Source organism: Shewanella sp. ANA-3 (genome assembly GCF_000203935.1).
GTDB lineage: Bacteria > Pseudomonadota > Gammaproteobacteria > Enterobacterales > Shewanellaceae > Shewanella.
The window spans coordinates 2,842,328-2,868,503 of sequence record NC_008577.1 but is presented as its reverse complement, the minus strand read 5'-3'; the positions used below and the strand labels follow the sequence as shown (position 1 = coordinate 2,868,503).

Here is a 26,176-nt window from a genome sequence, read left to right as displayed (position 1 = left end):
TATCCAAGGAGAATTATTATGAAAAAAGTCACACTCGTCGCCAGTATGCTGATTGCTGGTTTATGTTCAGGTATGGCCTATGCCGATGAAGGCTTGGATAAGGCCATTAAGAGCGAATTTCGCCAAGCGAAAAACGCCAGCCGCGATATTTATCGTCATCCCGCAGAAACCCTCACATTTTTTGGTATCACCCCCACGCAAACCGTGATTGAACTCTGGCCTGGCAATGGCTGGTACACAGAAATCCTTGCCCCTTATCTTGCGCCTAAGGGGCAGTATATTGCCGCCAGTTTCGAAACTACCCCTAGCACGGACACCCCAGGTAATCGCTATCGCGCCAATGCGGGCGTGAAATTCGATACTTGGATGACGGCCAATAAAGCCTTATTTGGCAATGCGAAAATGGTGGTTCTCGACCCGCCTGCAAAAATGAATTTAGGTGCCGATGGCAGTGCTGACTTGGTATTAACCTTCCGTAACTTACATAACTGGGCCTCAAGCGATCAACTCGAAAACGTGTTTGCCGCCTCCTATAAAGTGCTGAAAGATGGCGGTGTGTTTGGCGTGGTCGAACATAGAGCCAATAAAGGCATGAATATGAGCACGGGTTACATGGACCAAGACGAGATGATCGCGCTGGCCAAAAAGGTGGGTTTTACCTTAGCAGAAAGCTCAGAAATCAACGCCAATCCGAAAGACACTAAGGACTACGCCAAGGGGGTATGGACGCTGCCACCTTCGTTTGCCTTGGGCGATACCGATAAGGAGAAATACCAAGCAATTGGTGAGAGCGATCGCATGACGCTCAAATTTATCAAAAAATCGCGCTAATCACCTGACATTAGAGGCAATATGTGGCAATCTTTCGCCCCCAAAAATCAAGTCGAGTTTGTGTTACCCCATATCAAGCTCAGTGGTCGATTATGGGGAGCGAAAGATAAGCCGTTATTGCTCGCGTTGCATGGCTGGTTAGACAATGCGAACAGTTTTGAGCCTCTCGCTGAGTATTTGCCTCATTATCAGATACTTGCCATAGATTGGCCCGGTCATGGCTTTTCTGCACATCGGCCGGGACATTATCCATTGCATTGGATTGACTATTTATACGATCTCGATGCGTTACTGGCGATGTTGCCGCAAAAGCCGCTGGCTATCATAGGGCATTCGTTAGGGGGCATTATTGCCTCGGCGTATACCGCGACCTTTCCAGAAAAGGTCAACAAACTGATTTTGATTGAGGCGTTAAGCCCACTGTTTGAGTCGGCGACTCAAGCGAAAACGCGGCTGCGAAAGAGTTTTTATCAGCACGAGAAGTTTTTAGCGCAAAAGCATAAACAGCTAAAAGTCTACGACAACATGGACACCGCAGTAAAAGCCAGAGTGCACTTGACGGGGCTGGCGGAGCCTTGGTGCCGCTTGTTACTCGAGCGCAATATGCAACCAACCACCGATGGTGTTGCGTGGCGTAGCGATCCAAGATTAAGGCTCGACTCGCCCATGCGGCTGACCTTTGAGCAGGTTGATGCACTGATGCAGCATATTTCGGTCTCGACCTTATTGATCTGCGGCAAACAGGGTTTTAGCCAGCTGCAGGCGGCGCTGCCTAAGGCGAGGAAATGGTTCACACACTTGTCAGAACATATGCTCGAGGGCGACCACCATGTGCACATGGATAACGCCAAAGGGGTCGCGCACTTGATCCAGCAGTTTGTCGAGTAATCGCTTTTGCTTACATAAAAAAGACGCTAGGTTTTTTGTTTTTTTTATGTGATGATGATCAAAATTAAAACGCCCGTATGATTTATGCGGGTCAATCAATAACAATAAAATGTAAGTCGGTATTTTAACTCGGTATTTGTCGAGTATTGACGGTAGTAGGGATACCGTGTCCGCAGTTGTGGGGATTTAGGAGAAAGTAGTGGATCAGCCTTGGATTAATCATTTGCCAAAAGATGTACCTGCCGAGATTAATGCGGATCAGTATTCATCGCTCGTCGATATGTTCGAGACGGCGGTGGCCAAATATGCGGATCAACCGGCATTTATCAACATGGGTGCCACGCTAACTTACCGTAAACTTGAAGAACGCAGCCGTGCGTTTGCCGCTTATCTGCAAAATGAATTGAAACTCCAAAAGGGTGACCGTGTCGCCCTGATGATGCCGAACCTGCTGCAATATCCCATTGCGCTGTTTGGTATTTTACGTGCGGGCATGGTGGTGGTGAACGTTAACCCGCTTTACACTCCCCGCGAATTAAAGCACCAATTAGTCGACTCTGGCGCTAAGGCCATTGTGGTCGTATCAAACTTTGCCCGTACCTTGGAAGAAGTTGTAGACCAGACGCCCGTTAAAAGCGTGATTATCACCGGGCTTGGGGATCTGCTAAGCGCGCCAAAACGCACCTTAGTTAACTTTGTGGTCAAGTACATCAAAAAGCTGGTGCCTAAATACGACTTACCCCATGCACTTTCAATGCGCGAAACTCTCTCTAGAGGGCGCAGAATGCAGTATGTCAAACCCGTTATCACGGGTGATGACCTAGCCTTTTTGCAATACACTGGTGGAACGACTGGGGTGTCAAAGGGCGCCATGTTGACCCACAAAAACGTGGTCGCAAACGTATTACAGGCCAATGGTGCCTATTCACCCGCACTGCGTGATGGCAACGAATTTGTGGTAACAGCCTTGCCGCTTTACCATATTTTTGCTTTAACAGTGAACTGCTTACTGTTCTTACATAAGGGCAGCCAAAACCTGTTAATCACTAATCCTCGGGATATTCCAGGGTTTGTGGCCGAACTGAAAAAATATCCTTTTACGGCACTAACGGGCGTCAACACCCTGTTTAATGCGTTAGTGAACAGTAGCGATTTTGCGGAACTGGATTTTTCTCGCCTAAAATTATCCATTGGTGGCGGGATGGCGGTGCAAAAAGCCGTGGCCGATAAATGGCAAAGCATCACGAAAACCCGTTTACTCGAAGGTTACGGTTTAACCGAAGCCTCGCCGTTACTCACTTGCTGCCCCTATAACTTAGACGGTTACAACGGTTCTATCGGTTTCCCTGCACCATCAACCTTAATTCAAGTGCGTGATGATGCGGGTAATGTGTTACCGCAGGGTGAGACGGGTGAACTGTTTGGTAAAGGTCCACAGATCATGAAAGGCTACTGGCAGCGTCCAGAGGAAACGGCCAAAGTGATTGATAAAGACGGCTGGCTTGCCACCGGCGATATCGGTTATATGGATGAACAAGGCTTCTTCTATATCGTCGACCGTAAGAAAGACATGATTTTAGTGTCGGGCTTCAACGTCTTCCCCAATGAAGTTGAAGAAGTGGTCGCGTTACATCCTAAAGTGATTGAAGTGGCCGCCGTTGGCGTACCAAATGACGCCAGTGGTGAATTAGTGAAGGTGTTTGTGGTTGCAAAAGATAAATCTTTAACCGCTGACGACATCATTAAGCATTGCCGCGCGCATTTAACGGGATATAAAGTACCGAAGCTGGTAGAATTTAGGGACGAGTTACCTAAAACCAACGTGGGTAAGATCTTGCGACGAGAACTTCGAGACGAAGTGAAGCGCGCGTAAGATTGAAGCCGGCAATGAGCCGGCTTTTGTTTTTATGGACGGTGCTTAACCCACAGGAACTGGAGAAGAATTTGTCAGTGTTTCAGTATGTGAGCGACGAAGCGAGCCTCAATGCCCTCGTCGCTCAATATCAACAGAGTCCGCTGCTCGTGTTAGATACCGAGTTTGTGCGCACACGTACCTATTACGCTAAGCTTGGCCTCATTCAAGCCTATGATGGCAAAACCTTAGCCTTAATTGACCCGGTTGCGCTGCCAGATCTCAGTGCATTTTGGTCTTTGCTGGATAATCCCAACATCATCAAACTGGTGCATTCGTGCAGCGAGGACTTAGAAGTCTTCGCCCACTATGGTCAGCGTCAACCTACGCCTTTGTTCGATAGCCAAATCGCAGCCTCTTTATGTGGCATGGGCCATGGCCTAGGTTATGCCAAGTTAGTGGAAACCTGCTTAGGTGAAGTGATTGATAAAGGTGAGTCGCGCACCGACTGGATGCGCCGTCCTTTGACTGAGGCGCAGCTGAGCTACGCCGCCAACGATGTGTTGTATCTGTATCAACTCTATCCGCAACTCGCCGACAAGCTTAAGGCACAAGATCGCTTAGGCTGGTTGTATGAAGAAGGTGAACGGATGACAGAAGGGCGCTTAGCAACGCCAGATATGGATACTGCGTACCTGAGAGTCAAAAACGCTTTTCAGCTCACCGAGCATCAATTGGCTTATCTTAAAGTATTGGCTAAGTGGCGTTTAGAAAAAGCCTTAGCGCGGGATTTAGCCTTGGGCTTTGTGATTAAGGATCACGGCCTGATCGCGCTAGCGAAAAAGCAGCCAAAGAGCATGGGCGATTTGCTCAAATTGAACGATTTGACCGAGCAAGAGAAACGCATTCACGGTAAAGATATTTTACGGGTGATGCAGACTGCGGATTTAAGCAATCCACCAGAATTAGTGGATGTCTTAGCGCTAAAACCAGGTTATAAATCGGCCTTTAAAAACATTAAAACCTGCTTATCTGAACTGTGCGAGCAGCATGCCATCCCGATGGAGATGCTGGGCTCGAAACGTCATATTCATGAGTATTTACAATGGCGTTGGGATAAACAGCAGGGTGAGTTACCGACAGTCTTAAGTGGCTGGCGTGGACAAATCGCCGCCGAATCGTTGGCAAAGCTTGACGTCTAATTTTAGGGCTGATTAATACATAATCTGCAGTAACATAGAGGTCTTGGCGTGTTGTTAAGACCTTTATCGCGTATATCAAGGCTTAGCTTATTTCGCCTAAGACTCTACAAAAGCGCAGCAGAAAGCGTCATCCCCGCGATGAGGATGACGCCAACGCTCGACTTATCTGTCAGGCAATGTGACGTTAAGTTCGAGTACCGACAGGTTATCGTCGTTCTGATCTAACTGCACAGAAACTTGATCATCAGAAATATGCACATATTTGCGGATAACGGCGATAATTTCTTGTTTCATCTGTGGAAAATAATCGGGTGTATCCCGTTGTCCACGTTGATGGGCCACAATAATTTGTAGTCGCTCTTTTGCCATTACCGCAGTGCTAGGCTTTTTCTTGCTTTTGAAATAGTCGAGTAAAGACATAATTAGCTACCAAATATCCGTTGTAAGAAACCTTTTTTCTCTTCCGTAATGAAGCGTACTGGCACATCTTCACCCAGTAAACGCGCGACCGTATCACTGTAAGCCGCACCTGCATCACTCTCTTGATCGATAATCACAGGCACACCCGAGTTAGAGGCCTTGAGTACAGATTGTGATTCAGGGATAACACCAAGTAATTCAATGGCAAGGATTTCTTTTACATCGTCAACACTTAACATTTCGCCCGATTTTACCCGACTCGGCGAATAACGAGTCAGCAGTAAGTACTCTTTTATTGGCTCTAAATTCAGTTCGGCGCGGCGTGACTTGCTTTGCAGCATGCCCAGAATACGGTCAGAGTCACGAACCGAGCTCACTTCAGGGTTGGTGGTCACAATAGCGATATCGGCAAAGTACAGTGCCATCATTGCGCCTTGCTCAATCCCTGCAGGAGAGTCACAAATAATAAAATCAAATTCTTTGGCTAAATCATCGAGTACACGACCCACGCCTTCTTTGGTCAGTGCATCTTTATCGCGGGTTTGCGATGCAGGCAGTACAAACAGTTTTTCACAGCGTTTGTCTTTAATCAGTGCCTGATTTAAATTGGCTTCACCGTTGATCACATTGACAAAATCATAGACAACGCGGCGCTCGCAGCCCATGATCAAATCTAAGTTACGTAAGCCTATATCGAAATCGATAACAACAGTTTTATGCCCTTGTATTGCAAGTCCAGTTGCAATCGCCGCACTGGATGTGGTCTTACCAACACCACCTTTACCTGAAGTGACAACAATAATTTGTGCCATGTTTCTCTCTATCCTTTTTTATGCCATTTAGAGGGGCAATGATTCAACGATAAGCGACTCGCCATTTAAGCGAATGCAGCCGCTTTTATCTGAGCTATGTTGTTGTAAATTTTCAGCGAGCCAATATTGCCCTGCTATTGAAACTAATTCGGCCTCGAGGGAATGGGCGATGATTACCGCGCTGCTGTCGCCGGCCGCGCCCGCCATGGCTTTTCCCCGTAATGCGCCATAGATATGAATGCTACCATCGGCAATGACTTCAGCGCCATTACCTACGGCACCAAATATGATTAAATCACCATTTTTTGCATAGACCTGCTGGCCTGAGCGGATATTTTGCTTCAAAACCTTCGTTTGACGCGGTGCAGGCGGGGGCGTCACGCTTTGTTTGCCCGCTTTGACGATAGCAAGGCCTAGGGTCTTGGCTTGATTGCTGAGGGCGGTCGTTGCCCCGGTGATCCCCACGATAACGAGCTGGCGGGAAAGTAATAACTCTTTTAAGCCATGTAAATTGAAATCATTATCTTGGATGGCGCTGAGATTGACGACTAAAGGGGCACCCAGAAAAAATTGAGGGGCTTGTGCCAATTTGCTATCTAATTCAGCCATGACAGCATTTAAGTCGCTGCTATTGATATGAAGCACTGAAAGAGTAAAAGAAGCGCCTTTTAACTCTAAGCTAGGTTTTGACATCCCGGCACTATTCTCCAGAAATCATCAGTCGGTTCGCTGATTTTACAATTAAATTACTAGGCGACCATGTTATAGTGTGCCCCATTGACTGGCAAGTTTGAACTATTGGATATTTATACTCTTATGCTATGTGCGGTTTATAAAAGTAGTCGAAAGGCTGACACTTACTTATTTGTGAACAAAAGGGACTGTTTTGATGATGTTCCCCAAGCGTTGTTGGAGATGTTTGGTGTGCCTCAGTTAGTGATGGTGTTCCCCATCGCTAAGCGTGAATCCCTCGGTATCGCCGATATTCAAAAGGTCAGAGCAGCGCTCGAGGAAAAGGGTTTTTATTTACAAATTCCGCCACCGCAGGTTAATTTATTGGCCGAACACAGAGAAAGCCTTGGGATTAAAGACTAGCCCATAAACTGCGGACAAAGGTATATGCCAAAGACCCTCCTTCAACGCGTTGCAGCATGTACATTGATTTTCTTGCCCTTGATAAGCCATAGCGCGCTAGGGCAAGACGCCTCCTTCAACGATTACCTCCTTAAGCTTAAGCAAGAGGCGAGTGCCCAAGGCATTAGCCAAGCGACGATCAATACGGCTTTTCCGCAGATAAAACGCTTTAAAAAAGCCAATGTGGCCGCAGCGCCAAGCCAATCTAAAACCCTTGAAACCTATTTGCCAGAAGTGGTGCCGGAATGGAAGGTGGATACGGCGCGCGTACTCTTTAACGAGCATGAAGTGCTATTGAGCAATATTGCCGACAAGTATCAAGTGCAGCCGCGGTTTTTAGTGGCGCTCTGGGGCTTAGTGTCTAACTTTGGGGATGCGTCGGGGGATTATCCTGTACTGTCTGTGATGGCGTCGTTAGCCTTTACTGGCGAAGATACGGCGCGTTACCAACGGGAGTTTATGGCTGCGCTTTCCATCATGGATAAAGAGCAACTTAAGTTTGATGATCTTAAAAGCAATGACAAAGGCTTTATGGGGCAAACCCAATTGCTACCGAGTGAATATTTAGCCTACGGCCAAGATGGCGACGGTGATGGTAAAAAAGACATTTGGCATAATGTGGCCGATGCGTTTGCCTCTGCCGCGAATCTGCTTAAGCAGCAGGGCTGGAATGGTGAAGATACTTGGGGACGTCAGGTTCAAGCACCGGCGGATATTAAGACCGAGTTTATCGGACTCAATCAATCACAGACCCTAGCCAAGTGGCAACAGCTCGGTGTCAGGCGGTTCGATAATACGGATTTACCGAATCGTGAGGATATTCATGCTTCGCTTATCATGCCCGACGGTGTTAAGGGCCGAAAATATCTGGTCTATGGCAATTACCGCGCCTTAATGCACTGGCAAGCGGTGAATTATTTAGGCGAGGGCGATTATTTTGGCATCTCTGTGGTGCATTTATCGGAGAGAATTAAGACTCCCCAGTAAATTGGTGTAAAATGGCCCGCATTAAGCGGGTTTTTTATATGAAGATAAGCGTAAACATGGCATTTTGGCAGAATAAAGCGTTAACCGAGTTGACGTCGCAGGAGTGGGAGTCCCTCTGCGATGGTTGTGGTAAGTGTTGTTTAAACAAGTTGATCGATGATGAAACCGAAGAGCTGTATTACACCAATGCGGCTTGCCTACTGCTCGATCATCAAAGTGCCAGCTGTAAGCATTATAGTGACCGTTTCAGCCATGTTCCCCAATGTACTGTGATCACTCCGCAAAACGTCCATGAACTGACGTGGTTACCCGATAGCTGCGCCTATCGTCGTTTAGCCGCTGGTCGAGACTTGCCAAGCTGGCATCTATTACTCACGGGCTCTAAAGAGGCCATGCACCTTGCGGGTATGTCGATTCAAGGCAAGGTGGTGGATGAGCGCAGGGTGAAAGATATTGAAGATCATATCGTGCTGTGGCCGCTGAAAGATCTAGATTAACGCTATTACAGCAGCTTTTGTCTCTAATAACTGACGTTAATAAACAATCAGATGTGAATAAACAAAAAGGAGCAACTAACCATTGGGTTGATTGCTCCTTTTTCTATCTAGGGGTTAAAACCAAAGTCTTATCTATGAAGGAATGGAACCGACTTTCCGCACCTGATTTAGGAATAAATTTGCCGATACCGTTCGCCTAACACGTCGAGAATGATCTGCTGGTCCACTGTGAGTCCTGTGACTTGAGGTGGCGCCTCTCCCAACTGGTACTCGTGCACCCCGCCAAAGCGTAAAAAAATCCACCGCGCAGTCGGTTTTTGCGTGGGTTTCTTTTTCATGTCCGCCACACTCCGGTTCTGCTCTACTAAGCCCTGCCGGATCCGGTGCTCCAGCGCCGCATAAATCATCAGGCTACAGGTCATCACCATCAGCAACGCTTCGATACGTTCCGGTTTTTTAAGATATAACGAGGAGGTTAAAAATTCGGGACTTTTCAGAAACCTAAAACCACGCTCGACATTCTGCTGGGCTTTATAGGTAGCCAACAGCTCAGCCATGGTGAGCGTTTCACTGTGATCATTGGTCGCGAGGATGAACACCCCTGTCTGGTTGCGCGCCTCAGCCACCCGCGCCAAGCTACTTGCGGCTAACCCCTTGATGTGAAATTGGTAGTTCACCGGCATTTCACCCTTTTGGGGCCTTCCGCGCCCTGCATAGATAGGTTCACTCACGACTTCTGCTTCTAGTTGCAGCAGATTTAAGCTGACAGCAAAACGGGCTAATTCAGCCTGCGCATCGGTCTCGCAGGCAAAACGCTGGGCACATAATTTGTTGAAGGCTTTCAGTTCACGCGTGCTGTCTTTCAGTAGGTTTTTGGCTAATGTTTGCTGCTCACGGTGGCTGGCCTGTTCGCTGCGCACCAGCAACCAACGCTGCGCGACGTCGGCATAATTGGCGCTTTGCCAACAGCCATGATAGCCATTGCCCAGCGCAACCAGCGACTGGGTGCCAATGGTTGCCACGGCTCGCTTGGCTTCATTGAGGGTGACAGGCACACGAGTCACGAACAACTGTTGCTGTTGTGCCAGTAGTTGCAAGGTGTCGGCGCAATACAGCGCCGCATCGCCGACCAGATAACGACTCTCCTGCGCGGCCTTGAGACTGCTCAAGTGGCGCCGTACCGTCTGGGCAAAGGCCTTGGTATCATTAATATTACCACTCAAGGCTTGCATGTAGATGGGCAGGCCGGCCTGATTTTCACAGATAAGCTCCAGGATAACCTGGTTTAGCTCTGGCCGATGGTCGCGGCTATAGCCCCGTACCAATTGCAACTTACCGAGCTGCTCGCCATCGGCTTGGTCATAGGCGCCATCGACGTGGAAGCTGGTGATATCGAGGTGTACTGCAGTACTTTTGAGCCCCAATCGTTCAACGACCTGCTCCGCCATCACCTGATAAAGCGTGCTGACATCGGCCTCAAAGAGGGCATCAAGGCAGCGGCCGAGCACATCATCATTGAGGTCATCGGCACAGATCCCCGGGCCAATCAGGCGTTCTACAGGCTTGTTGGCAAAGAATTGCGGGAACATGTGCAAGGTCGAACTATGAAAGCCAAGACCGTTCAGTATCATCGCCACCAACGCTTCACCATGTGAGACTTTGTAGGGCGGCGTTTTGGGTAGCACCGCATCAATCATGCGAGCAATGCCGAGTTCTTGGCAAAGTGCAGCGACCAAACCAAGGTGGTCGAGGTTACGGATAGAGATAGCGGGAGCGGCCATGATGAATTACCTGCAAAAGAGAGTAATAGATCAGAATGACCGATCGCCGTCAAGTTTTTTAAATCGAAAATTAGGTGCGGAATGACGGATGGATGCGTTATTGCTGTACCACAGCTAAGTAATGCCACTGTATTCATCGATTAGATAAAGTACTTATTCAACGATAATGACTATTTTTCAACGGTAATTACTATTTTTCAATAATAGTCACTTTTTCGATAATAATCGGCTCACGGGGCACGTCCTCATGGCCTGCAACACGGGTGGTTTTTACGCCTTCAATTTGCAGCAAGACCTCGAGTCCTGCGGTGACTTTACCAAATACCGCATAACCCCAACCGTTGTTCGTGGTTGCAGTGTGGTCGAGGAACTCGTTGTTGGCCGTATTGATAAAAAACTGCGCGGTTGCCGAGTGCGGTGCATCGGTGCGGGCCATGGCAATTGTGGCAAACACATTCGATAGGCCTTTATTGGCTTCGTTAACAATCGGCTCGTGGGTGGGCTTTTCCTTCATTTTGGCGGTAAAACCACCGCCTTGGATCATAAAGCCTTTGACCACTCGATGGAAAATAGTGTGCTCATAAAAACCTTCCTGGCAGTAGCGGATAAAGTTTTTGGCGGTAACGGGCGCACGCTCCATATCGAGTTCGATACTGATATCACCTAGGTTGGTTGTAAAAATAATCGTCATATTTGCTTCTGCTCTTTTGAGTTAATTCGTTGATAAGCTGCTAATTCACTTAGTGCTTTTGTGCCAAGGATTTGCATGGGGTTCGCTATCGCCCTGTGGCTTGATGCTGTTTTGCCATGGATTACCTTGCAGTGGATTCGCAGGGCGGCTATTTGAGCGAGCACCTGAGTGAGTATCTGAGCGACTATCAGTCCCTGTTTTTTGGGCTTTAGGCGCTGGAGCCGCCTTGGCACTGCGATGCTTCTTGGCTTGTGTCGCCTCAAAGGTGCCCGGTTTGCCACTCGAATAGGGGCGAGATTGTAGGTTGGTCTCGGCGGGGCTATTAGGCTTACGCTCTGTTTTAGACGCGGATTTAGGCACAAAATCGAGTATAGAAATCGGCACGACTTTTTTCGGCTCAAAGCCAGCAATCTCCCTGCGCACGATAACATGACCTAAGCGACGTTCGATGGCGCATAGGTTTCTGAAATCATCCTTAGAAACAAAGGAAATCGCTTCCCCTTGGTTACCCGCACGTCCGGTACGGCCAATGCGGTGAATATAGTCGTCGGCTTCATCGGGTAAGTCGTAGTTAATCACCCGCGCTAAGGCATCGATATCAATACCGCGTGAGGCCACACCCGTAGCGACCAAGAAGGAGACTTTACCCGCTTTAAAATCGATAAGCAGTTGTTCGCGCACCGCTTGGCTACGCCCACTGTGAAAAGCTTCTGCAACAATGCCACGCTTTTCTAACTGGCTAACCAATTTGGCAGCGCCGTGTTTGGTTTGGATAAAAATTAATGCCTGTGACCAGTTTTGTTCTTGGATCAAATGGCTCAACAGCGCCGACTTTTTATCTTTATCGACCGTGGTCAACCATTGGTCAATATGAGTCGATGCTGCGCTCTTACGGCTGATTTCAATCTCGATGGCGTCCGGAATCGCGGATTTCGCCAGCGCTTTCACCTGTTTCGATAAGGTGGCTGAAAATAAAAGGTTTTGTCGCTGCTCGGGGAGTTTTTCTATGATGCTATTAATATCTTCGATAAAGCCCATATCGAGCATGCGGTCGGCTTCGTCGAGCACCAATACTGAGACTTCATCGAAACGAATGGCCCTTTGGGTATACATGTCGAGCAAACGCCCAGGCGTGGCCACCAGTAAATCGACGCCTTCAATCAGCCGTTTCTTTTGCGGCGCGGCGTCGACACCACCGTACATCGCCATGGCCGTTAAGGGTAAATACTTGGCGTATTGGTTGATATTTTCTTCGACCTGAAGCGCTAACTCACGTGTGGGGGTGAGTATGATGGCCCGCACTCGCTTAGGGCGGATCTTGGGCGCGTCAGCGAATCTGTGCAACAGCGGCAGCACAAAACTGGCGGTTTTACCTGTACCCGTTTGCGCCGCAGCAAGCACATTCTTGCCCGCTAAAATGCTGGGGATGGCCTTTGTCTGTATCGGCGTGGGGGTCGTGTAACCCAGTTCAGTCACAGCTTTGACAAGCGCGCTGTGTAATCCAAGTTGGGAGAATGGCATTGAGAGTCTCAACTAAATGATTTATTGGCAAACTGTAGGCCTGAGGCGAACAGCGAAGCAGGTCGCTATTATAGCAGTAGCGTTAGTGAAATAGGGGATTATCTCACGCAGGTTGATAGTTGAGCGCTATCGGCACACGGGCATACAAATTTGTAACTGGGCATGTATTCACTCGTAACACAGCTGCAATTAGGCGGCTGATATGATTAACTTAAGTCCTTTTATTGGCGTCTGATGAGTTAAGTTTTAGACGCTTACGGTCGCCTCGAGGCACTGGAATTAACGCATAAATATAAAAAGGACGAAAAAGAATGAAGAAAACCGCCATCTCTCTTGCGATCTTGTTATCGCTCACAGGCCTTGCGGGTTGCCAATCGCAATCAACTCAAGTGTCAGCCGATACCGCCAAATCAAGCGCAGTCAGTGCTGATGTGAAGACCAGCGCCTTTGCACAATTTAGCCAGACCTTTATCGATGATCTGTGGCAATTAGCGCCAACCTGGGCACTCTACAGCGGCAAACACGTTAATGATGGCTATTTAGAAATCCCCAATGAAGCGAGCCGTGTTAAGACGCTTGCCTTTGTGAAAGCCCAGCAGGCAAAGCTGAAACAGTTTGAGCTTAAGTCCCTGACTTCTAATGAAACCATAGATTATCACTTAATTGATAATCTGCTAAACAGCATGGCGTGGGAAATCACCGACTTTAAATCATGGCAATGGGATCCCTCGAGCTATAACGTGGCGGGCGGTTTTGCACAAATCATCAATGAAAACTTTGCGCCACTGGATGACAGATTACGCTCCGTATTGGCCAGAATGGAAAATATCCCCGCTTATTACGCCGCGGCGCGCAGCAATATTCAGCAGCCAACCCTAGAACACAGCGAATTGGCTGTGATGCAAAACCAAGGTGCGTTTTCGGTATTCTCCGATGATTTATTGAAGCAAGTAGCGGATTCGGGTCTGTCGGATGCGGAAAAATCGCTGTTTAAATCCCGTTTCGACACGGCAACGAAAGCGATTAATGAACATATTACTTGGTTAAATGCACAAGTCAGCCAACTTAAAAAAGACGGCGCCCGCAGCTTTAGAATTGGTGAAGAATTATACGAGCAAAAGTTTGCCTTTGATATCCAAGCGGGCATGACAGCAAAACAGCTTTATCAAAAAGCCATGGCGGATAAAGAAAGAGTGCAAGGTGAAATGGCGAAGATCACCGACAAGCTGTGGCCAAAATATTTCACTACGCCAAAACCTGCCGACAATAAAATCGCAATTCGCCAATTGATTGATAAATTATCGACACAGCACGTTAAGCGTGATGACTTTGTGAGCGAAGTGCGTAAGCAAATTCCTGAGTTGATTGAATTTGTAAATAAAAAAGACTTAGTGACCTTAGATCCTAAAAAACCATTAGTCGTGCGTGAAACCCCTGAGTATATGCGTGGTTATGCGGGAGCGTCGATTAGTGCGCCTGGTCCTTATGATAAATTAGGCAATACCTATTATAACGTCACACCACTCGATGGTATGAGTGATGAATCCGCTGAAAGCTATTTACGCGAATATAACCACTGGATATTACAGATTTTAAATATCCATGAGGCGATTCCTGGACACTACACCCAATTAGTTTATTCCAATGAGTCACCAAGCTTAGTGAAAAGCTTATTTGGTAATGGCGCTATGGTCGAAGGTTGGGCCGTTTATACCGAACGCATGATGCTTGAAGAAGGTTATGGAAATTTCGAGCCTGAAATGTGGTTAATGTATTACAAGTGGAATTTACGTGTTATCTGTAACACCATCTTAGACTACAGCATTCATGTTAAAGGCATGACTGAAGAGCAAGCCATTAGCCTGATGATGGATGAAGCGTTCCAGCAACGTGCTGAGGCGGAAGGCAAATGGCGCCGTGCCACCCTAAGCCAAGTGCAGCTGACCAGTTACTACTCGGGTTACCGTGAAATTTACGATTTCCGAGAAGAATATAAGCAACTTAAAGGCAAGGATTTTGACCTAAAAGCATTCCATGAGAAGTTCTTAAGTTATGGTAGTGCGCCGGTGAAATATATTCGCCAATTAATGTTAGAGCAGTAATCCATCATCCAGATATAAGGCGCTAACAGAGCGCCTTATATCTATTCGCTAAACGCCATTCGCTTAAAATCGATTCATTGGTCATGAATGATGTTCCATAACGTCCTTAAGACCGCCAAAATCACTGAAGCAACAATCCTGAGATGCCGTATTGAATCGAGATATTAGCGGAAAGGGTAAGATGCGTTGAATATCGAAGTGGGTTATTTCTTAGTGTCAGCATCTGCCATGATGGCTAATACTTCTTCGTAGGAAAGGTTTAATTCGCGAGAGAGGTTAATGATTTTGGTTTTATAGGTTTGAATGTTTTCTTGTTGTGCAAGCTGATGTTTCTTTTCTTCTACTAATTCGTTAACAGTTTCTTGCAATATCAATAATCGACGTAAACTGTAGTCTAGGGATTTGATATATTTCCCCATTTGTTGTTTATTACGGGCTTGCTCAAGATCCGTTGAGGCTTTTTTCTCATATCCATATTCATCGAGCGCGGCAATAGCGCTTTGCAAATCAAGATCTGTTGTCATTTGGTGTTCACTTTATTACAAGAAGTTGAGAAGCGAAATAATGAATTAACGTACCCAAGCGGGTGTCATAGGAGGTTAACTATCGCAGATTATCATGTTTATGCCAATGCTCATAAACTATTTAAAGTGTAAACCTCATTAAAAAGTCGAGTTTCGCATTGGGCTTGTAGGGGTCTACAATAATGGTTAGTCTAAACTTTTCACTTCGCGGAGATCCAAATGCTTGATCTATTGCCTGATTTGTTCGATCACTACCCTACAAAACTGTCGCTGTTACCGCTCGATTTTCGCAGTTTTGGTGGTAAGCGTCTGTTTTGGGGTGAAGTTGTGACGGTCAAATGTTTTGAAGATAACTCCAAAGTGAAAGAAGTGCTGGCCCAGCCCGGTCATGGAAAAGTATTGGTCGTCGATGGTGGCGGTTCACCCCGGCGGGCGTTACTTGGGGATTTGATCGCGCAAAGTGCCCTCGATAACGGTTGGCAAGGTGTGGTGATTAATGGCTATGTCCGTGATGTGGCAAGGCTTTCCACTTTTAATCTCGGCGTCTATGCCCTAGGGGCTATGCCGATCAAGACCGAAAAATTAAACCAAGGTCACATCGATGTGCCGATTGAGTTTGGCGCTGTGACAGTAAAACCCGGCATGATGCTTTATGCCGATGAGAATGGTATTGCCGTGAGCGAGGCATCATTAAACTTTGCCTTTCTAAGTTAAGTGTTACCAAAAATTCAAGATGTTATTGATAAGGATGTTTCTATGAAATTCATTAAGTGGCTTTTAGCTCTTCTGGTGACCTTAGTGGTTGCAGTCACCTTATATCTCACCGTATTTTTCGACCCTAATGATTTTAAACCAGAAATTGTCAATTCCGTTAAAAAGCAGACAGGGCGTGAGCTTGTCATCGGTGATGATTTGTCGTGGACATTTTTCCCGACGGTTGGGATCAATCTAGGGGGGATTTCACTCTCTAATCCCGAGGGATTTACACCTAAAGCTATGCTTGAAGTGAATAAAGCTGTGGCAGAAGTCGAGCTTATGCCACTGTTTAGCAAGCAAATTGAAATCGCGCAGCTAAGCCTTGATGGTGCAAAAATCAATCTGGTCACCCGTAAAAATGGCAGTTCGAGCCTCGATGGCTTAACGGGCAAGGGCGCAGAAAAAACCGCAACGCCTGCCGAGCCAAGCGCCAAAGCACAATTAACCAGCATTGATGTGGGCGGCGTTTCGATTACCAATACCGAAATCAATTTGATTGATGAAGCCAAGGGACAAACCCAAACCTTAACCTTGAAGCAATTTACACTGGGGGCATTTTCACTCGATAAATTTGCACCTATGGCCTACGAATTCGCCGCGACCCTACCTGATATGACTGTAAGCAGTAAAGGCGAAGGACAAATCAAGTTAAGCCATGATTTTAATCAGCTGGTGATTGAGAAGTTGGATATTGAGACTCAAGTTGAAGGCGAGGGGATCCCCAATAAAAAACTGACCGCAGAGGTTAGTCTAAATAGTCAAATCGCATTAGATAAAAAGCAGTTGTCGGCGGACATCAGTAAATTAACGGCGATGGATATCAATGCAGCGGGAAAGTTGGCGGTGAATTACGGCGGTAAAGTGCCGCAAATTAACGCGGATTTGCAAGTGGGTGACATTGACCTCGATGCCTTATTGCCAAAATCGGATACGGCGGAAAAACAAGCCGCTGCCACGCCTTCACAGACTCAGGCGGTTGAGCCAGATCTTACCGCGCTCAATGGCTTAGATGCCAAACTGACATTGGCTGTGAAATCCATCAAGGTGGCGAACCTGTCAACGCAGAACTGGTTGATGGATTTAGGCATTAAGAATGGTGTGGTTGATCTTAAGCAACTGACGGCGGATCTTTACCAAGGTAAATTGATGCTCAATGCGCAAGTTGATGCCCGCTCAAAAGTTGCCAGTTACCAATTTGATAAGCAAATCTCGGGTGTACAAATTCGTCCATTACTTAAGGATGCCGCTGAGCTGGAAATCCTAGCAGGTACGGCCAATTTCAACGTTAAGGGTAAAGGTAAGAGTTTAATTCCAGAGCAGTTGAAGAAAAACCTACTTGCTAATGGCCGTTTTGATATTACCGACGGTGCCCTTTACGGGGTGAATATTCCACAAATGATCCGTAGTGCTCAGGCCAAGTTAAAAGGTGACATGTCTGCCGACACCAAAGAAGAGCGTAAAACCGACTTCTCGAGCCTGACGGGTAACTTCAGCCTAGAAAACGGTGTAGCGACAAATCCTGATCTTGCCATGTCATCACCGCTATTACGGGTGGCGGGTAAAGGCAGTGCAAACCTGTTGACCGAAGGCTTGGATTACCGATTGACCACGACCTTAGTCAATTCCCTCAAAGGTCAGGGCGGTAGCGAGAAAGATGCATTGGCTGGCATTGATATTCCACTGGCGATCACCGGCACCTTCCAAAAACCTGAGTATGCCTTAGATACCCAAGCGCTGCTGAACAATCAGTTGAAGGAAGAAACGGATAAAGCCAAGGATAAATTAAAGGACTCCCTACTGAAAAAACTCGGTGGTTTTTAGGCATGGGAAAACACATCGCTAAGCATGTTTCTGCTAGCAAGCGTCGACCTAAGCAGACATTAACACGCATTGCGCGCCCACTTGGGATGGCATTGGTGGCGGGGCAGCTGTTTGGCTGCTTTGCCCCGCAGGCCCAGCCTAATCCGCCAAAAACGGATATTCGTACCGAGGCGGCGAAACAACCTGAAGTGGTACAGACCGCCGATTTAGCGGCCAAACTACAGGGAATTGAAGCAAAATCCAGCTTAAAAGTGGAACAGGTTTCGAACAATCAGTCTCAGGCTTTGCTCACTGGTACGCTTTCCCTCGATGCTTTTGTGGATTTTAAACAACCCCTTAAGGCGACATTAACGGTTCGCAATCCCTCGACTCAGGCGGTTGCACTGCGTTATCACTCGGGCATGACAGCCGATTTGCTACTGACCACAGTGCAAGGAAAGCGTCTTTGGGCTTGGTCTGACGATATGATGTTTACTCAAGCCCTGCGTGATACTCAGTTAGCGGCTGGTGAGGAGCTGGTGGTCAGGTTTGCGATCCCGGCAAAAGCCTTGGCTGGGATCCCAAATGAAGGAGCCCATCTTGAGGCGCAATTTGCCGCTAAGGCGCTGGAGAGTGAATTGCCAGCAATGGCGCCCGTGGTGTACTTGCTCACCCTCGAGTAGCGGTTGCTAAACATAGCGCCATTCTTGCAAACTACTGTGTATTTAACATTGCAGATTGAAAGACAGCAGGCTCGAAGTACAAGTCTCGAGGGGATTTTGGACGGATCTTGCGAATAAAAAAGGCAGTAACCAAGTGTTACTGCCTTTTTGTTTGCCCTATTAAAAGGCTTAAGTGTTTAATGCTTGCCGAACCTGCACTGCTTTTGTACAGATTAATGGGCTTAACTCAATATCTAAGCAGCTATGTCGCTAAGTACTAAACATCACGCATTTAAATTGCTTTCATCCACCACCAGCTTTAACACTTGGCCGGGTTGAATGTATTGCGATGAGGTTAAGCTATTCCACTCGAGCAGCTCGGCAACCGTCACTTTAAACTTGCTGGCAATGCGCGCTAAGGAGTCGCCAGATTTCACCTTGTAGCTGACGGTGCGAATCTGCTCCGCTTCCGCTTGGGTTGGCGGCGCAACGATGGTCAGTTTTTGGCCCATCTGCAATTTACTGTCTTTGTTTAAATGGTTCCAAGCGGTGAGCTGTTTCACCGATACCTTATGATTCTGCGCGATTTGCCATAGGGTATCGCCGGATTTCACTTGGTAAGTCAACTTATTGCCAGAGGTTGAAGTTGCCGCTTTTTTAGGTAACTTCTGGCTGGTTGACATGGCATACAGCTGTTTATCGTCGGCAGAGACCGGAATAATTAGGTGTCTACCCGCAACGATATTGTTATTTTTCATACCATTAGCCGCACGGATCGCATTGACTGTGGTATGGTGTTTCTTGGCAATGGCACCGATACTGTCACCGGATTTAATGGTGTATCTGAGCCAACTCACACGGGCTTCACTCTCGGTTTCGGCCAGTGCTTTTTTAAACTCTTCTGACTTATCAATCGGCAATACCAGCGTATGGGGTCCCGTCGGTGCAGTGGCCCAGCGGTTGTATCCAGGATTGAGTTTTAATAGCTCATGGGTCGTCATATTGGCGAGCCCAGCCGCCATGGCCAAGTCAATTTGGCTATCGATATCAACCACTTCAATAGAAGGGCTGTTGTCAATTGGCGCTAGCGTAATGCCGTATTCGTCGGCATGTTTAATCACTTCGGCGAGGGCCAACAATTGTGGCACATAACGCTCAGTCTCTTTTGGCAGATCCAGTGACCAAAAATCGGTTTTAAGGCCTTTATCTTCATTGCGTTTAATCGCATTGAGGACGCGAGACTCGCCCGAGTTGTAAGCTGCAATCGCATAAAGCCAATTATTATTGGTTTTGTCATACAGGTATTCGAGCATGTCCAACGCGGCCACCGTGGAGGCGGGCACATCGCGACGGCCGTCGTACCACCAGTTCATCTCTAACCCAAAATGGCTGGCCATTGGGGTTGTAAATTGCCAAAGCCCTGAGGCGGCACTGGCTGAGGATGCACTGGGATCGAAGGCGCTTTCGATAATCGGCAGCAACGCGATCTCAATGGGGAGATGGCGCTTTTCAAGCTCTTCGACGATCAAATACATGTAAGGCGCCGCACGCTCAGAAATCACTTCGAGGTGTTTGGGGTTCTTGATGTACCAATCGCGATAATAGTTAACTAATTTTTTGTCAGGAACGGGGAGTTGCATTCCTTGACGAATTCGCTCCCATACATCAGTAATTTGCGCCGACTCAGGTTCGGTTGCGAGATAATACTGTGGGACGGTATTTTCAGTTGTGACGGTTTCAGCTTCAGGTTTGGTCACCTGATGGTTGTCTAAAGTCTGACAACCTGTGAGCAGGGCAAATCCCCCTGCTACAACATAAAGTGATACTCTCATGGAAAACGATAGTCCTCTGTTAGTGCATTGCCACTGCACAATCTCATCGAGCCTCATTGAGCTAACAAATTGATTATTATGTAAATAGTGGCAACACAGAGCGCAAAGTATTCACGCAAAAACGAGCCATTCTATGGGATCTTTTTGATCTTGTCCCTAAATTATCGTACATCTTGTAGGGTCACTTTTGATTTACATCATCAAAAGTGGGAAAAACTGTATAAATTTCAGCCATAAATAGATCGTTTTTTACTAAAAAATATCTTTCCACTGCCTGAGTAGGGTAAAACAGGTCAGTTCATCTGCTTTAGTCAGATCTTGATCACAAAACTGATTTTTTATGCTGTTGACTATGGTGGGCGACAAAGGGCGCAGAAAGGGATTAATGGCTCGCTCCAATCCGATCGTGGAGGGAATGGTGGCTTTGCCTTGGGCACGAAGGGTGCTTGCTTCCTCCACATAGGCGTTAAGCGCTTCATTATCAGTATCGACCGTTTGGGCAAACTTCAGATTTGATAAAGTGTATTCATGGGCGCAGTAGACTCGGGTTTCATCGGGCAGCGCCGCGAGCAGACTTAAGGATTGCCACATTTGGCTTGGTGTGCCCTCAAATAAGCGGCCGCAACCTGCGCTAAAGAGGGTATCACCGCAAAATAATGCGTCATCAACCAGATAGGCAATATGCCCAGCCGTATGACCAGGAACGGACAGGATACGCACTGGCGCGTCAATAAAAGGCAGAGTGAGTGAATCACTCAGCGTTGGCTCAATTGGCTGATTGATGCCTTGAATATCTTCACTTTGTGGACCATAAACCGCTAAGTCATGGCCTGTGGTCTGTTTTACGTGGTCCGTTAGGGCGGCGATCCCACCCGTGTGGTCCCTATGGTGATGGGTGATCAAAATACCCGCTAACGAGAGTCGCTGGGCGTGCAAGTAGTCGAGCACGACATTGGCATCACCTGGGTCAACCACATACACGGCTTGCTGGGAGTCTTGTCGCAACACCCAGATATAATTGTCATTAAAGGCATTAATCGCTGTTATAGTGAGCATAGCACCGCCGATCGCTGTATTTCGTTTTGAAGATAAGGTTATTATCCATAAGAGGGGCTCACTTGGCGACTGTTGCGATTGCCCATGACAATTGCTCATGGCAAACGCCAAAGCGGTAATGGGCAAGATGGATGATTTGCATTAAGCACATGGGTAACGGGAAGGGAGGAGACTTGTGTCGTATAACAGTTCTATGCGCAAACCCGAGCAATGGGACGATTTGCCCAATGGTCCTGCACTCCAACAAGCCGTTTCCGATAAGCTTGCCGATTGGTGGCCAAGGGTGTTTGGCTATCATCTACTCAAACTCGGTCCCTTAAGCGCCGATCTCTCGAGCATGGCATCCCCCGTTGCCCACCATTTCTCACTGTGCTCAGAACCCAATGCCTCGTTAATTGGCGATTTTTGCCATTTACCCCTACAGAATGGGGTGATCGATGCGGTGCTGATGAGCCTGCTGCTTGAATTTGAGGCAGATCCTTACCGTATCCTGCGGGAAACCGACAGGGTGCTGATCGCCGGCGGCTACTTATTTATCGTGGGCTTTAATCCCCTAAGCCCAGTGTTTCTCGGTAAGTTATGGCCAAAATTTCAGGACAATCTACCCTGGTGCGGGCGTTTTTTTATGCCCTCTCGAGTGCGAGACTGGTTAGGCTTATTAGGCTATCAAGTGGTCAGCGATGAACGTTTAGTCTACCACCCGTTAATTGGTGAGTTTAATGATGGCCGTTTTATGCAGCAAACCTTGGCCTCATGGCTACCCAGTGCGGGCAGCTTATATTTGATTGTGGCACGTAAATTAGAGTCGCCATTAACGCCCATCCGCGACAAACGTAAAGTATTACAGCCGAATTGGACCACAGCCCCGAGCGCGGGTCGAACCGGGCATTTATCCGAACATACCAAATAATTTCATTCATTAATGAGTCTGTTATGCGAATAACCTTAAGGCAACTTGCGGTATTTGAAGCCGTTGCACGCAGTGGGCAAGTGGCAAAAGCGGCAGAGCAAGTTAATCTATCGCCGCCTGCGACCTCCATGGCCTTGGCCGAATTAGAAAAACAGCTCAATGCCCGTTTATTTGAGCGGATTGGCAATCGATTACAGCTCAACTCCCAAGGGAATTTGTTGTTGCCACTGGCGACGGACTTGTTACATCGAGTCGAGCAAATCGAGCAAGCGTTCACGCGCCAAGACGGTGATTTAGTCGGGCATTTAAGCGTGAGTGCTAGTTCCACTATTGGTAACTATTTGTTAGCAAAAGCGGCGGTGGCCTTTTGTCAGCAACATACGCAGACCCATGTGGATGTGGCCATTACCAATACCCAAGAAGTGATCCAATCGGTCGCGCAATTTCGCGCCGAAATGGGGTTTATCGAAGGACATTGCACCGATAATCGCTTGAATATTGAGCCTTGGCATAAGGACAGGCTACTCGTCTTTTGTCATCCCGCGCATCCCCTTGCGGGGCAGACGGTTAAACCCGCGGCGGTCAAAGGCCAATCCTGGGTATTAAGGGAGGAAGGCTCGGGCACGCGTGAATATTTTGTCAATGCAGCCAATGAATTAGGCATGCAGCCTGAGGCGAAATTCTGCTTTACCACGCCCGATGCCATTAAGCTTGCAGTAAAACAAGGCGCTGGACTGGGCGTGCTCTCGGAGTTGGCGCTGGATAAAGACATCAGCCGAAAAGAGCTGGCACTGGTAACCATTGAAGGCCTAGTGCTAGAGCGACAGTTTTATCGGATTACCCACAAGAGCCGCCAAGCCACGTCATTAGGCCTAGCCTTTGTGCAGTTTTGCGGTAATTTTTTCCATTTATCTCGGGAGTGATCGGCGCAACGTTTAGCGCCGAAATGAGGGCCAGTTTTAGGACTCAGGCTGATAGCCTTCATCGACTTGGGTAGGGCTCGCTTCAGCGGCGGCGCGGGCGAGTTGATCGCAGCGCTCGTTTTCAGGGTGTCCGGCGTGGCCTTTCACCCAACGCCAATCAATTTGATGGAGTTGGGCGGCTTTGTCTAAACGTTTCCAGAGATCAACATTTTTCACTGGCGTACGATTCGAGGTCATCCAGCCTTTTTTCTTCCAGCCATGGATCCAGGTGGTGATCCCTTGGCGCATATATTGGCTATCGCTGGTTAAAATGACCTTGCAAGGCTCTTTTAACGCCTCGAGGGCGACGATGGGGGCTAATAATTCCATGCGATTATTGGTCGTCAAGGCAAAACCATCGGACATCTCCTTTGTATGGCCCTTATAATTCATTACAATGCCATAGCCACCGGGGCCAGGGTTGCCTAAGCAAGAGCCATCGGTGAAGATGTGGATCAGTTTTAGTTCAGTCATCAAATGGTTATCCGCAGCGTAAATACCGGCCGAGTATAACCAAAAAATGTCATAAGAAGCGCATAAAAGTATGAATATTATCTCAAACGCAAGCCGTCAGGTTATTTTGGATACTGAAACCACGGGTATGAACCAAGGCAGTGGTGCAGTGTATTTAGGCCACAGAATTATTGAGATAGGGTGCGTTGAGGTGATCAACCGCCGTTTAACGGGCCGTTATTTCCATCAATATATCAATCCCGGCCAAGCGATTGACCCAGAAGCGATTGCGGTTCACGGCATCACCGATGAGCGCGTTGCCAATGAGCCTAGGTTCCATCAGATAGCGCAGGAATTTATTGATTTTATCAGTGGCGCCGAAATTGTGGCCCATAACGCAAACTTCGACGTGAGCTTTATGGACCATGAATTTTCGCTGTTGCAGCCATTAGGGCCAAAGACCAGTGAAATCTGTGAGATCTTAGACTCCCTCGATATCGCAAAATTTTTACACCCTGGGCAAAAGAACAACTTAGACGCCCTATGTAAGCGCTACGGTATCGATAACTCTCGCCGCCTGTACCACGGGGCATTACTCGACGCCGAGATCTTAGCCGATGTGTATTTGGCGATGACAGGCGGGCAGACCAAGTTCAATCTCTCTAATGATGAAGTCGGTCAAGAGGCTGGGGGCATCCAACGCTTTGATCCGGCATCACTTAATCTTAAAGTGATCAGCGCATCGGCCGATGAACTCGTTATGCATGAAAAGCGTCTTGATTTAGTCGCAAAATCAGGAAAATGCCTCTGGAGAGGATAATTTATTGCCTATGACGATGTCGCTGCGAAAATCCTTACTGAATACCACATTAGTGCTCGGCGGCCTCTGCTTGAGCGCTTCTTTGCTTGCCGCCGATGCTGAGCCTACTGCGGTTAAAACCATTGAGCAGCCTGCCAATATGGCGCCAAAGGCCCAAGAAGCGCAGCCCAATGATGCGAAAGTCAAAGTGCCTAATGCGATTGCTGATAAACCTGCTGACGGGCAAGCGAGCGCCGAAAAGTCGGTTGAGGCTAAGCCGAGTGACGCCATTCAAGCTAAGCCGCCCAAACCAGCGACTCGAAAAGTGGTGCCCATCGATACCGCCTCTGAGCTTAAAAATCGCTTTCGGGTGGACCATATGGTCGGCAGCATGACGCTGTTGATCCAGCGGGAGTACGGTTCGGCGCCAGTGGTGATCGTATTGCCCGACGGCAGCAAGTGGTACGCCAACCGTCACCCTGAAACGGTGAAATGGGTCGATGGCATTACTGGCGACATTATTTATATCGAATCGCCTCAGCCTGGCCCTTGGCAGCTGGTGGGTAAGGTGGTGCCGGGATCGCAACTTAAGCGAGTCTCTAAGCTTGAAATTGAAGTGCAGCAATTGCCTCAGCCGCTATTCCAAGGTGAAGAAACCAAAGTGGTTGCTCAATTGATGGGGGATGCGGAGCGGGTGCGCATGCCGGGGCTCGATTATCTTGTCGAATGGACAGCCCATTTTGTGAGTAAGCATCGTGCGGGGGATGAAAACTTTGCCGCCGGTGACATTATCGTCGGCTCTTATAAAGATAATGGCGAAAAGTTCGATGAAAGGCCTGACGATGGCATGTTTACCAGTGATATCAATCTGAAGCAGCCCTGGGGCGAGTACGACTTTGTGGTCCAAGCCCGCAATAACGTGTTTGAACGACAGGTTTCTTTTCCCTTTACCTTATCGCCACGCCCCGTGAATGCCGAGGTGATCACCCCTGATGACCCGTTAACGGGGCGATGGAAAATCATGTTGCACGCCGATAGCAGTGTGCTGCAATTGGCTGAAACCCATTTTTCATTCGAGCTTGTTGGGCCAGCAGGTTTACAGCTTCCCCTTGTCGTTCATGGGCTTAAGGAGAGCGATACTGAACTGCCTATACCACCAGTGACCGAGTTTGGTAGTTACCGTATTAAAGGCACTGTGGCGACAACCACAGTCACAGGCCGTGAAATCCTGCTCGATTTGCCAGAACTCTTCTTTAACTTAGTGCAGCCTCCTGAACCGCCACCGAGTGAAGAGGAGCTAGCCGCCGTTGCTGCGCAAAAGGCCGCCGAGGAAGAGGCCATAGCAAAACAGGATGCGCTGTTTTGGATCATTACCATCAATGCCGTGCTAGTACTGCTTGGGGTCGCGGGGCTGATTTTCTGGCGTAAGCGTCAAAGTCTCGCGCAGGCTCTGGCCGCCGCAGAGCAACGGATGTTAGATGAGGCCGGGCAGAATAAGCCAGAGGCGCCATCCCTCGATGAGATTGATTTGACCATGCCGGATGAGCCGGATAATCGCCGATAAAAGCACAGAACTGTTTGGCTATTTCGACGTCAGCTTGCAGATATTTTGTCCACTTATCATGGGGTTTTGTTAAGTTTGGCGAAATTTTAACTAAACGATGCAATTGAGTGAAAAAAACGGTTGACGCTTCGAACGCTCAA

The 26,176-nt window shown here is 47.9% G+C and carries 25 protein-coding genes; 15 read left to right on the top strand and 10 right to left on the bottom strand.

All coding sequences use genetic code 11. From position 1 onward, the window contains the following. Nucleotides 1-18: 18 nt before the first annotated feature. The 4 genes from SHEWANA3_RS12580 to rnd all read left to right on the top strand — a co-directional run bounded on the left by SHEWANA3_RS12580 (nt 19) and on the right by rnd (nt 4,773). Entirely contained in the window at nt 19-831 is an 813-nt protein-coding gene (locus tag SHEWANA3_RS12580; RefSeq protein ID WP_011717317.1) for a class I SAM-dependent methyltransferase, read from the top strand. A 21-nt stretch (nt 832-852) separates the two neighbouring features. Beyond that, the gene (locus SHEWANA3_RS12575; protein WP_011717316.1) at nt 853-1,719 is read left to right on the top strand and encodes an alpha/beta hydrolase; all 867 of its coding nucleotides are present in this window, start codon (nt 853-855) and stop codon (nt 1,717-1,719) included. 199 nt (nt 1,720-1,918) lie between these two features. Then, a complete protein-coding gene (gene fadD / locus SHEWANA3_RS12570) occupies nt 1,919-3,592 on the top strand; it encodes a long-chain-fatty-acid--CoA ligase FadD (protein WP_011717315.1) in 1,674 nt (557 codons plus the stop codon). A gap of 71 nt (nt 3,593-3,663) precedes the next feature. Then, nucleotides 3,664-4,773 (top strand): ribonuclease D, encoded by a 1,110-nt coding sequence (rnd, locus tag SHEWANA3_RS12565; RefSeq protein WP_041413058.1) that lies wholly within the window; start codon nt 3,664-3,666, stop codon nt 4,771-4,773. A 162-nt stretch (nt 4,774-4,935) separates the two neighbouring features. Here the strand turns inward: rnd and minE are convergent, their stop codons facing one another. From minE to minC, 3 genes are read right to left on the bottom strand one after another with little or no spacing between them, the layout of a single operon-like run. Beyond that, on the bottom strand, nt 4,936-5,193 hold the full coding sequence (minE, locus tag SHEWANA3_RS12560; protein ID WP_011622938.1) for a cell division topological specificity factor MinE: 258 nt from the start codon (nt 5,191-5,193) through the stop codon (nt 4,936-4,938). 2 nt (nt 5,194-5,195) lie between these two features. Next, nucleotides 5,196-6,005 carry a septum site-determining protein MinD gene (minD, locus tag SHEWANA3_RS12555; RefSeq protein WP_011717313.1) on the bottom strand — a complete coding sequence of 270 codons (810 nt, stop codon included), beginning with the start codon at nt 6,003-6,005 and terminating at the stop codon, nt 5,196-5,198. 27 nt (nt 6,006-6,032) lie between these two features. After that, nucleotides 6,033-6,698 carry a septum site-determining protein MinC gene (gene minC, locus SHEWANA3_RS12550; RefSeq protein ID WP_011717312.1) on the bottom strand — a complete coding sequence of 222 codons (666 nt, stop codon included), beginning with the start codon at nt 6,696-6,698 and terminating at the stop codon, nt 6,033-6,035. Between the two features lie 123 nt (nt 6,699-6,821). Here minC and SHEWANA3_RS12545 point away from each other — a divergent pair, with 123 nt between their 5' ends. The 3 genes from SHEWANA3_RS12545 to SHEWANA3_RS12535 are packed head-to-tail and all read left to right on the top strand — an operon-like array spanning nt 6,822 to nt 8,623. Beyond that, nucleotides 6,822-7,100, top strand: a complete 279-nt coding sequence (locus SHEWANA3_RS12545; RefSeq protein ID WP_011717311.1) for a YcgL domain-containing protein — start codon at nt 6,822-6,824, stop codon at nt 7,098-7,100. 24 nt (nt 7,101-7,124) lie between these two features. Then, nucleotides 7,125-8,126, top strand: coding sequence for a lytic murein transglycosylase (locus SHEWANA3_RS12540; protein WP_011717310.1), 1,002 nt, complete (start codon nt 7,125-7,127; stop codon nt 8,124-8,126). A 56-nt stretch (nt 8,127-8,182) separates the two neighbouring features. Then, complete coding sequence (locus SHEWANA3_RS12535) at nt 8,183-8,623, top strand: YcgN family cysteine cluster protein (RefSeq protein ID WP_041413056.1); 441 nt, start codon at nt 8,183-8,185, stop codon at nt 8,621-8,623. A gap of 167 nt (nt 8,624-8,790) precedes the next feature. On the opposite strand, the gene SHEWANA3_RS12530 is transcribed toward SHEWANA3_RS12535, so the two are convergent. From SHEWANA3_RS12530 to SHEWANA3_RS12520, 3 genes are all read right to left on the bottom strand, one after another. After that, nucleotides 8,791-10,404: an IS1634-like element ISShes12 family transposase gene (locus SHEWANA3_RS12530; protein ID WP_011715680.1), complete on the bottom strand. Its 1,614-nt coding sequence runs from the start codon at nt 10,402-10,404 to the stop codon at nt 8,791-8,793. Between the two features lie 190 nt (nt 10,405-10,594). Further along, the gene (locus SHEWANA3_RS12525; protein WP_011717308.1) at nt 10,595-11,095 is read right to left on the bottom strand and encodes a peptidylprolyl isomerase; all 501 of its coding nucleotides are present in this window, start codon (nt 11,093-11,095) and stop codon (nt 10,595-10,597) included. Between the two features lie 45 nt (nt 11,096-11,140). Continuing rightward, nucleotides 11,141-12,616: a DEAD/DEAH box helicase gene (locus SHEWANA3_RS12520; RefSeq protein ID WP_011717307.1), complete on the bottom strand. Its 1,476-nt coding sequence runs from the start codon at nt 12,614-12,616 to the stop codon at nt 11,141-11,143. Nucleotides 12,617-12,927: 311 nt separating this feature from the next. Here SHEWANA3_RS12520 and SHEWANA3_RS12515 point away from each other — a divergent pair, with 311 nt between their 5' ends. After that, complete coding sequence (locus SHEWANA3_RS12515) at nt 12,928-14,718, top strand: DUF885 domain-containing protein (protein WP_011717306.1); 1,791 nt, start codon at nt 12,928-12,930, stop codon at nt 14,716-14,718. A 203-nt stretch (nt 14,719-14,921) separates the two neighbouring features. Here the strand turns inward: SHEWANA3_RS12515 and SHEWANA3_RS12510 are convergent, their stop codons facing one another. Further along, on the bottom strand, nt 14,922-15,242 hold the full coding sequence (locus tag SHEWANA3_RS12510; protein WP_011717305.1) for a hypothetical protein: 321 nt from the start codon (nt 15,240-15,242) through the stop codon (nt 14,922-14,924). Nucleotides 15,243-15,461: 219 nt separating this feature from the next. Between SHEWANA3_RS12510 and SHEWANA3_RS12505 the strand changes: the two genes are divergently transcribed. The 3 genes from SHEWANA3_RS12505 to SHEWANA3_RS12495 are packed head-to-tail and all read left to right on the top strand — an operon-like array spanning nt 15,462 to nt 18,481. After that, the gene (locus SHEWANA3_RS12505) at nt 15,462-15,956 is read left to right on the top strand and encodes a putative 4-hydroxy-4-methyl-2-oxoglutarate aldolase (RefSeq protein ID WP_011717304.1); all 495 of its coding nucleotides are present in this window, start codon (nt 15,462-15,464) and stop codon (nt 15,954-15,956) included. 42 nt (nt 15,957-15,998) lie between these two features. Then, nucleotides 15,999-17,819, top strand: coding sequence for an AsmA family protein (locus SHEWANA3_RS12500; protein ID WP_011717303.1), 1,821 nt, complete (start codon nt 15,999-16,001; stop codon nt 17,817-17,819). A 2-nt stretch (nt 17,820-17,821) separates the two neighbouring features. Then, on the top strand, nt 17,822-18,481 hold the full coding sequence (locus tag SHEWANA3_RS12495) for a BsuPI-related putative proteinase inhibitor (RefSeq protein ID WP_011717302.1): 660 nt from the start codon (nt 17,822-17,824) through the stop codon (nt 18,479-18,481). Nucleotides 18,482-18,744: 263 nt separating this feature from the next. On the opposite strand, the gene SHEWANA3_RS12490 is transcribed toward SHEWANA3_RS12495, so the two are convergent. After that, nucleotides 18,745-20,292 carry a LysM peptidoglycan-binding domain-containing protein gene (locus tag SHEWANA3_RS12490; protein WP_011717301.1) on the bottom strand — a complete coding sequence of 516 codons (1,548 nt, stop codon included), beginning with the start codon at nt 20,290-20,292 and terminating at the stop codon, nt 18,745-18,747. A 252-nt stretch (nt 20,293-20,544) separates the two neighbouring features. Then, nucleotides 20,545-21,348 (bottom strand): hydroxyacylglutathione hydrolase, encoded by an 804-nt coding sequence (gene gloB, locus SHEWANA3_RS12485; protein ID WP_011717300.1) that lies wholly within the window; start codon nt 21,346-21,348, stop codon nt 20,545-20,547. 175 nt (nt 21,349-21,523) lie between these two features. Between gloB and SHEWANA3_RS12480 the strand changes: the two genes are divergently transcribed. Together SHEWANA3_RS12480 and SHEWANA3_RS12475 are read left to right on the top strand one after the other, a co-directional pair. Further along, nucleotides 21,524-22,258: a class I SAM-dependent methyltransferase gene (locus tag SHEWANA3_RS12480; RefSeq protein WP_011717299.1), complete on the top strand. Its 735-nt coding sequence runs from the start codon at nt 21,524-21,526 to the stop codon at nt 22,256-22,258. A gap of 23 nt (nt 22,259-22,281) precedes the next feature. Beyond that, nucleotides 22,282-23,181, top strand: a complete 900-nt coding sequence (locus SHEWANA3_RS12475) for a LysR substrate-binding domain-containing protein (protein WP_011717298.1) — start codon at nt 22,282-22,284, stop codon at nt 23,179-23,181. A 36-nt stretch (nt 23,182-23,217) separates the two neighbouring features. Here SHEWANA3_RS12475 and rnhA read toward each other — a convergent pair whose 3' ends face one another. Beyond that, nucleotides 23,218-23,694 carry a ribonuclease HI gene (gene rnhA, locus SHEWANA3_RS12470; RefSeq protein ID WP_011717297.1) on the bottom strand — a complete coding sequence of 159 codons (477 nt, stop codon included), beginning with the start codon at nt 23,692-23,694 and terminating at the stop codon, nt 23,218-23,220. A gap of 70 nt (nt 23,695-23,764) precedes the next feature. On the opposite strand from rnhA, the gene dnaQ reads away from it, so the two are divergent. Both dnaQ and SHEWANA3_RS12460 read left to right on the top strand, forming a co-directional pair. Continuing rightward, nucleotides 23,765-24,493: a DNA polymerase III subunit epsilon gene (dnaQ, locus tag SHEWANA3_RS12465; RefSeq protein ID WP_011717296.1), complete on the top strand. Its 729-nt coding sequence runs from the start codon at nt 23,765-23,767 to the stop codon at nt 24,491-24,493. A 10-nt stretch (nt 24,494-24,503) separates the two neighbouring features. Beyond that, nucleotides 24,504-26,036 (top strand): TIGR03503 family protein, encoded by a 1,533-nt coding sequence (locus SHEWANA3_RS12460; protein ID WP_086017257.1) that lies wholly within the window; start codon nt 24,504-24,506, stop codon nt 26,034-26,036. The last annotated feature ends 140 nt before the right edge of the window (nt 26,037-26,176 follow it).

What these genes read in the sequence shown, in the direction of transcription:
- SHEWANA3_RS12580 (WP_011717317.1), top strand. Translation starts at nt 19, where the DNA reads ATGAAAAAAGTCACACTCGTCGCCAGTATGCTGATTGCTGGTTTATGT.
- SHEWANA3_RS12460 (WP_086017257.1), top strand. Translation starts at nt 24,504, where the DNA reads ATGACGATGTCGCTGCGAAAATCCTTACTGAATACCACATTAGTGCTC.
- gloB (WP_011717300.1), bottom strand. Translation starts at nt 21,348, where the DNA reads ATGCTCACTATAACAGCGATTAATGCCTTTAATGACAATTATATCTGG.
- SHEWANA3_RS12530 (WP_011715680.1), bottom strand. Translation starts at nt 10,404, where the DNA reads ATGGCCGCTCCCGCTATCTCTATCCGTAACCTCGACCACCTTGGTTTG.
- SHEWANA3_RS12510 (WP_011717305.1), bottom strand. Translation starts at nt 15,242, where the DNA reads ATGACAACAGATCTTGATTTGCAAAGCGCTATTGCCGCGCTCGATGAA.
- rnhA (WP_011717297.1), bottom strand. Translation starts at nt 23,694, where the DNA reads ATGACTGAACTAAAACTGATCCACATCTTCACCGATGGCTCTTGCTTA.
- SHEWANA3_RS12535 (WP_041413056.1), top strand. Translation starts at nt 8,183, where the DNA reads ATGGCATTTTGGCAGAATAAAGCGTTAACCGAGTTGACGTCGCAGGAG.
- SHEWANA3_RS12540 (WP_011717310.1), top strand. Translation starts at nt 7,125, where the DNA reads ATGCCAAAGACCCTCCTTCAACGCGTTGCAGCATGTACATTGATTTTC.
- minC (WP_011717312.1), bottom strand. Translation starts at nt 6,698, where the DNA reads ATGTCAAAACCTAGCTTAGAGTTAAAAGGCGCTTCTTTTACTCTTTCA.
- SHEWANA3_RS12520 (WP_011717307.1), bottom strand. Translation starts at nt 12,616, where the DNA reads ATGCCATTCTCCCAACTTGGATTACACAGCGCGCTTGTCAAAGCTGTG.
- dnaQ (WP_011717296.1), top strand. Translation starts at nt 23,765, where the DNA reads ATGAATATTATCTCAAACGCAAGCCGTCAGGTTATTTTGGATACTGAA.
- minE (WP_011622938.1), bottom strand. Translation starts at nt 5,193, where the DNA reads ATGTCTTTACTCGACTATTTCAAAAGCAAGAAAAAGCCTAGCACTGCG.
- minD (WP_011717313.1), bottom strand. Translation starts at nt 6,005, where the DNA reads ATGGCACAAATTATTGTTGTCACTTCAGGTAAAGGTGGTGTTGGTAAG.
- SHEWANA3_RS12495 (WP_011717302.1), top strand. Translation starts at nt 17,822, where the DNA reads ATGGGAAAACACATCGCTAAGCATGTTTCTGCTAGCAAGCGTCGACCT.
- SHEWANA3_RS12525 (WP_011717308.1), bottom strand. Translation starts at nt 11,095, where the DNA reads ATGACGATTATTTTTACAACCAACCTAGGTGATATCAGTATCGAACTC.
- SHEWANA3_RS12500 (WP_011717303.1), top strand. Translation starts at nt 15,999, where the DNA reads ATGAAATTCATTAAGTGGCTTTTAGCTCTTCTGGTGACCTTAGTGGTT.
- SHEWANA3_RS12475 (WP_011717298.1), top strand. Translation starts at nt 22,282, where the DNA reads ATGCGAATAACCTTAAGGCAACTTGCGGTATTTGAAGCCGTTGCACGC.
- SHEWANA3_RS12575 (WP_011717316.1), top strand. Translation starts at nt 853, where the DNA reads ATGTGGCAATCTTTCGCCCCCAAAAATCAAGTCGAGTTTGTGTTACCC.
- SHEWANA3_RS12545 (WP_011717311.1), top strand. Translation starts at nt 6,822, where the DNA reads ATGCTATGTGCGGTTTATAAAAGTAGTCGAAAGGCTGACACTTACTTA.
- SHEWANA3_RS12515 (WP_011717306.1), top strand. Translation starts at nt 12,928, where the DNA reads ATGAAGAAAACCGCCATCTCTCTTGCGATCTTGTTATCGCTCACAGGC.
- SHEWANA3_RS12490 (WP_011717301.1), bottom strand. Translation starts at nt 20,292, where the DNA reads ATGAGAGTATCACTTTATGTTGTAGCAGGGGGATTTGCCCTGCTCACA.
- SHEWANA3_RS12505 (WP_011717304.1), top strand. Translation starts at nt 15,462, where the DNA reads ATGCTTGATCTATTGCCTGATTTGTTCGATCACTACCCTACAAAACTG.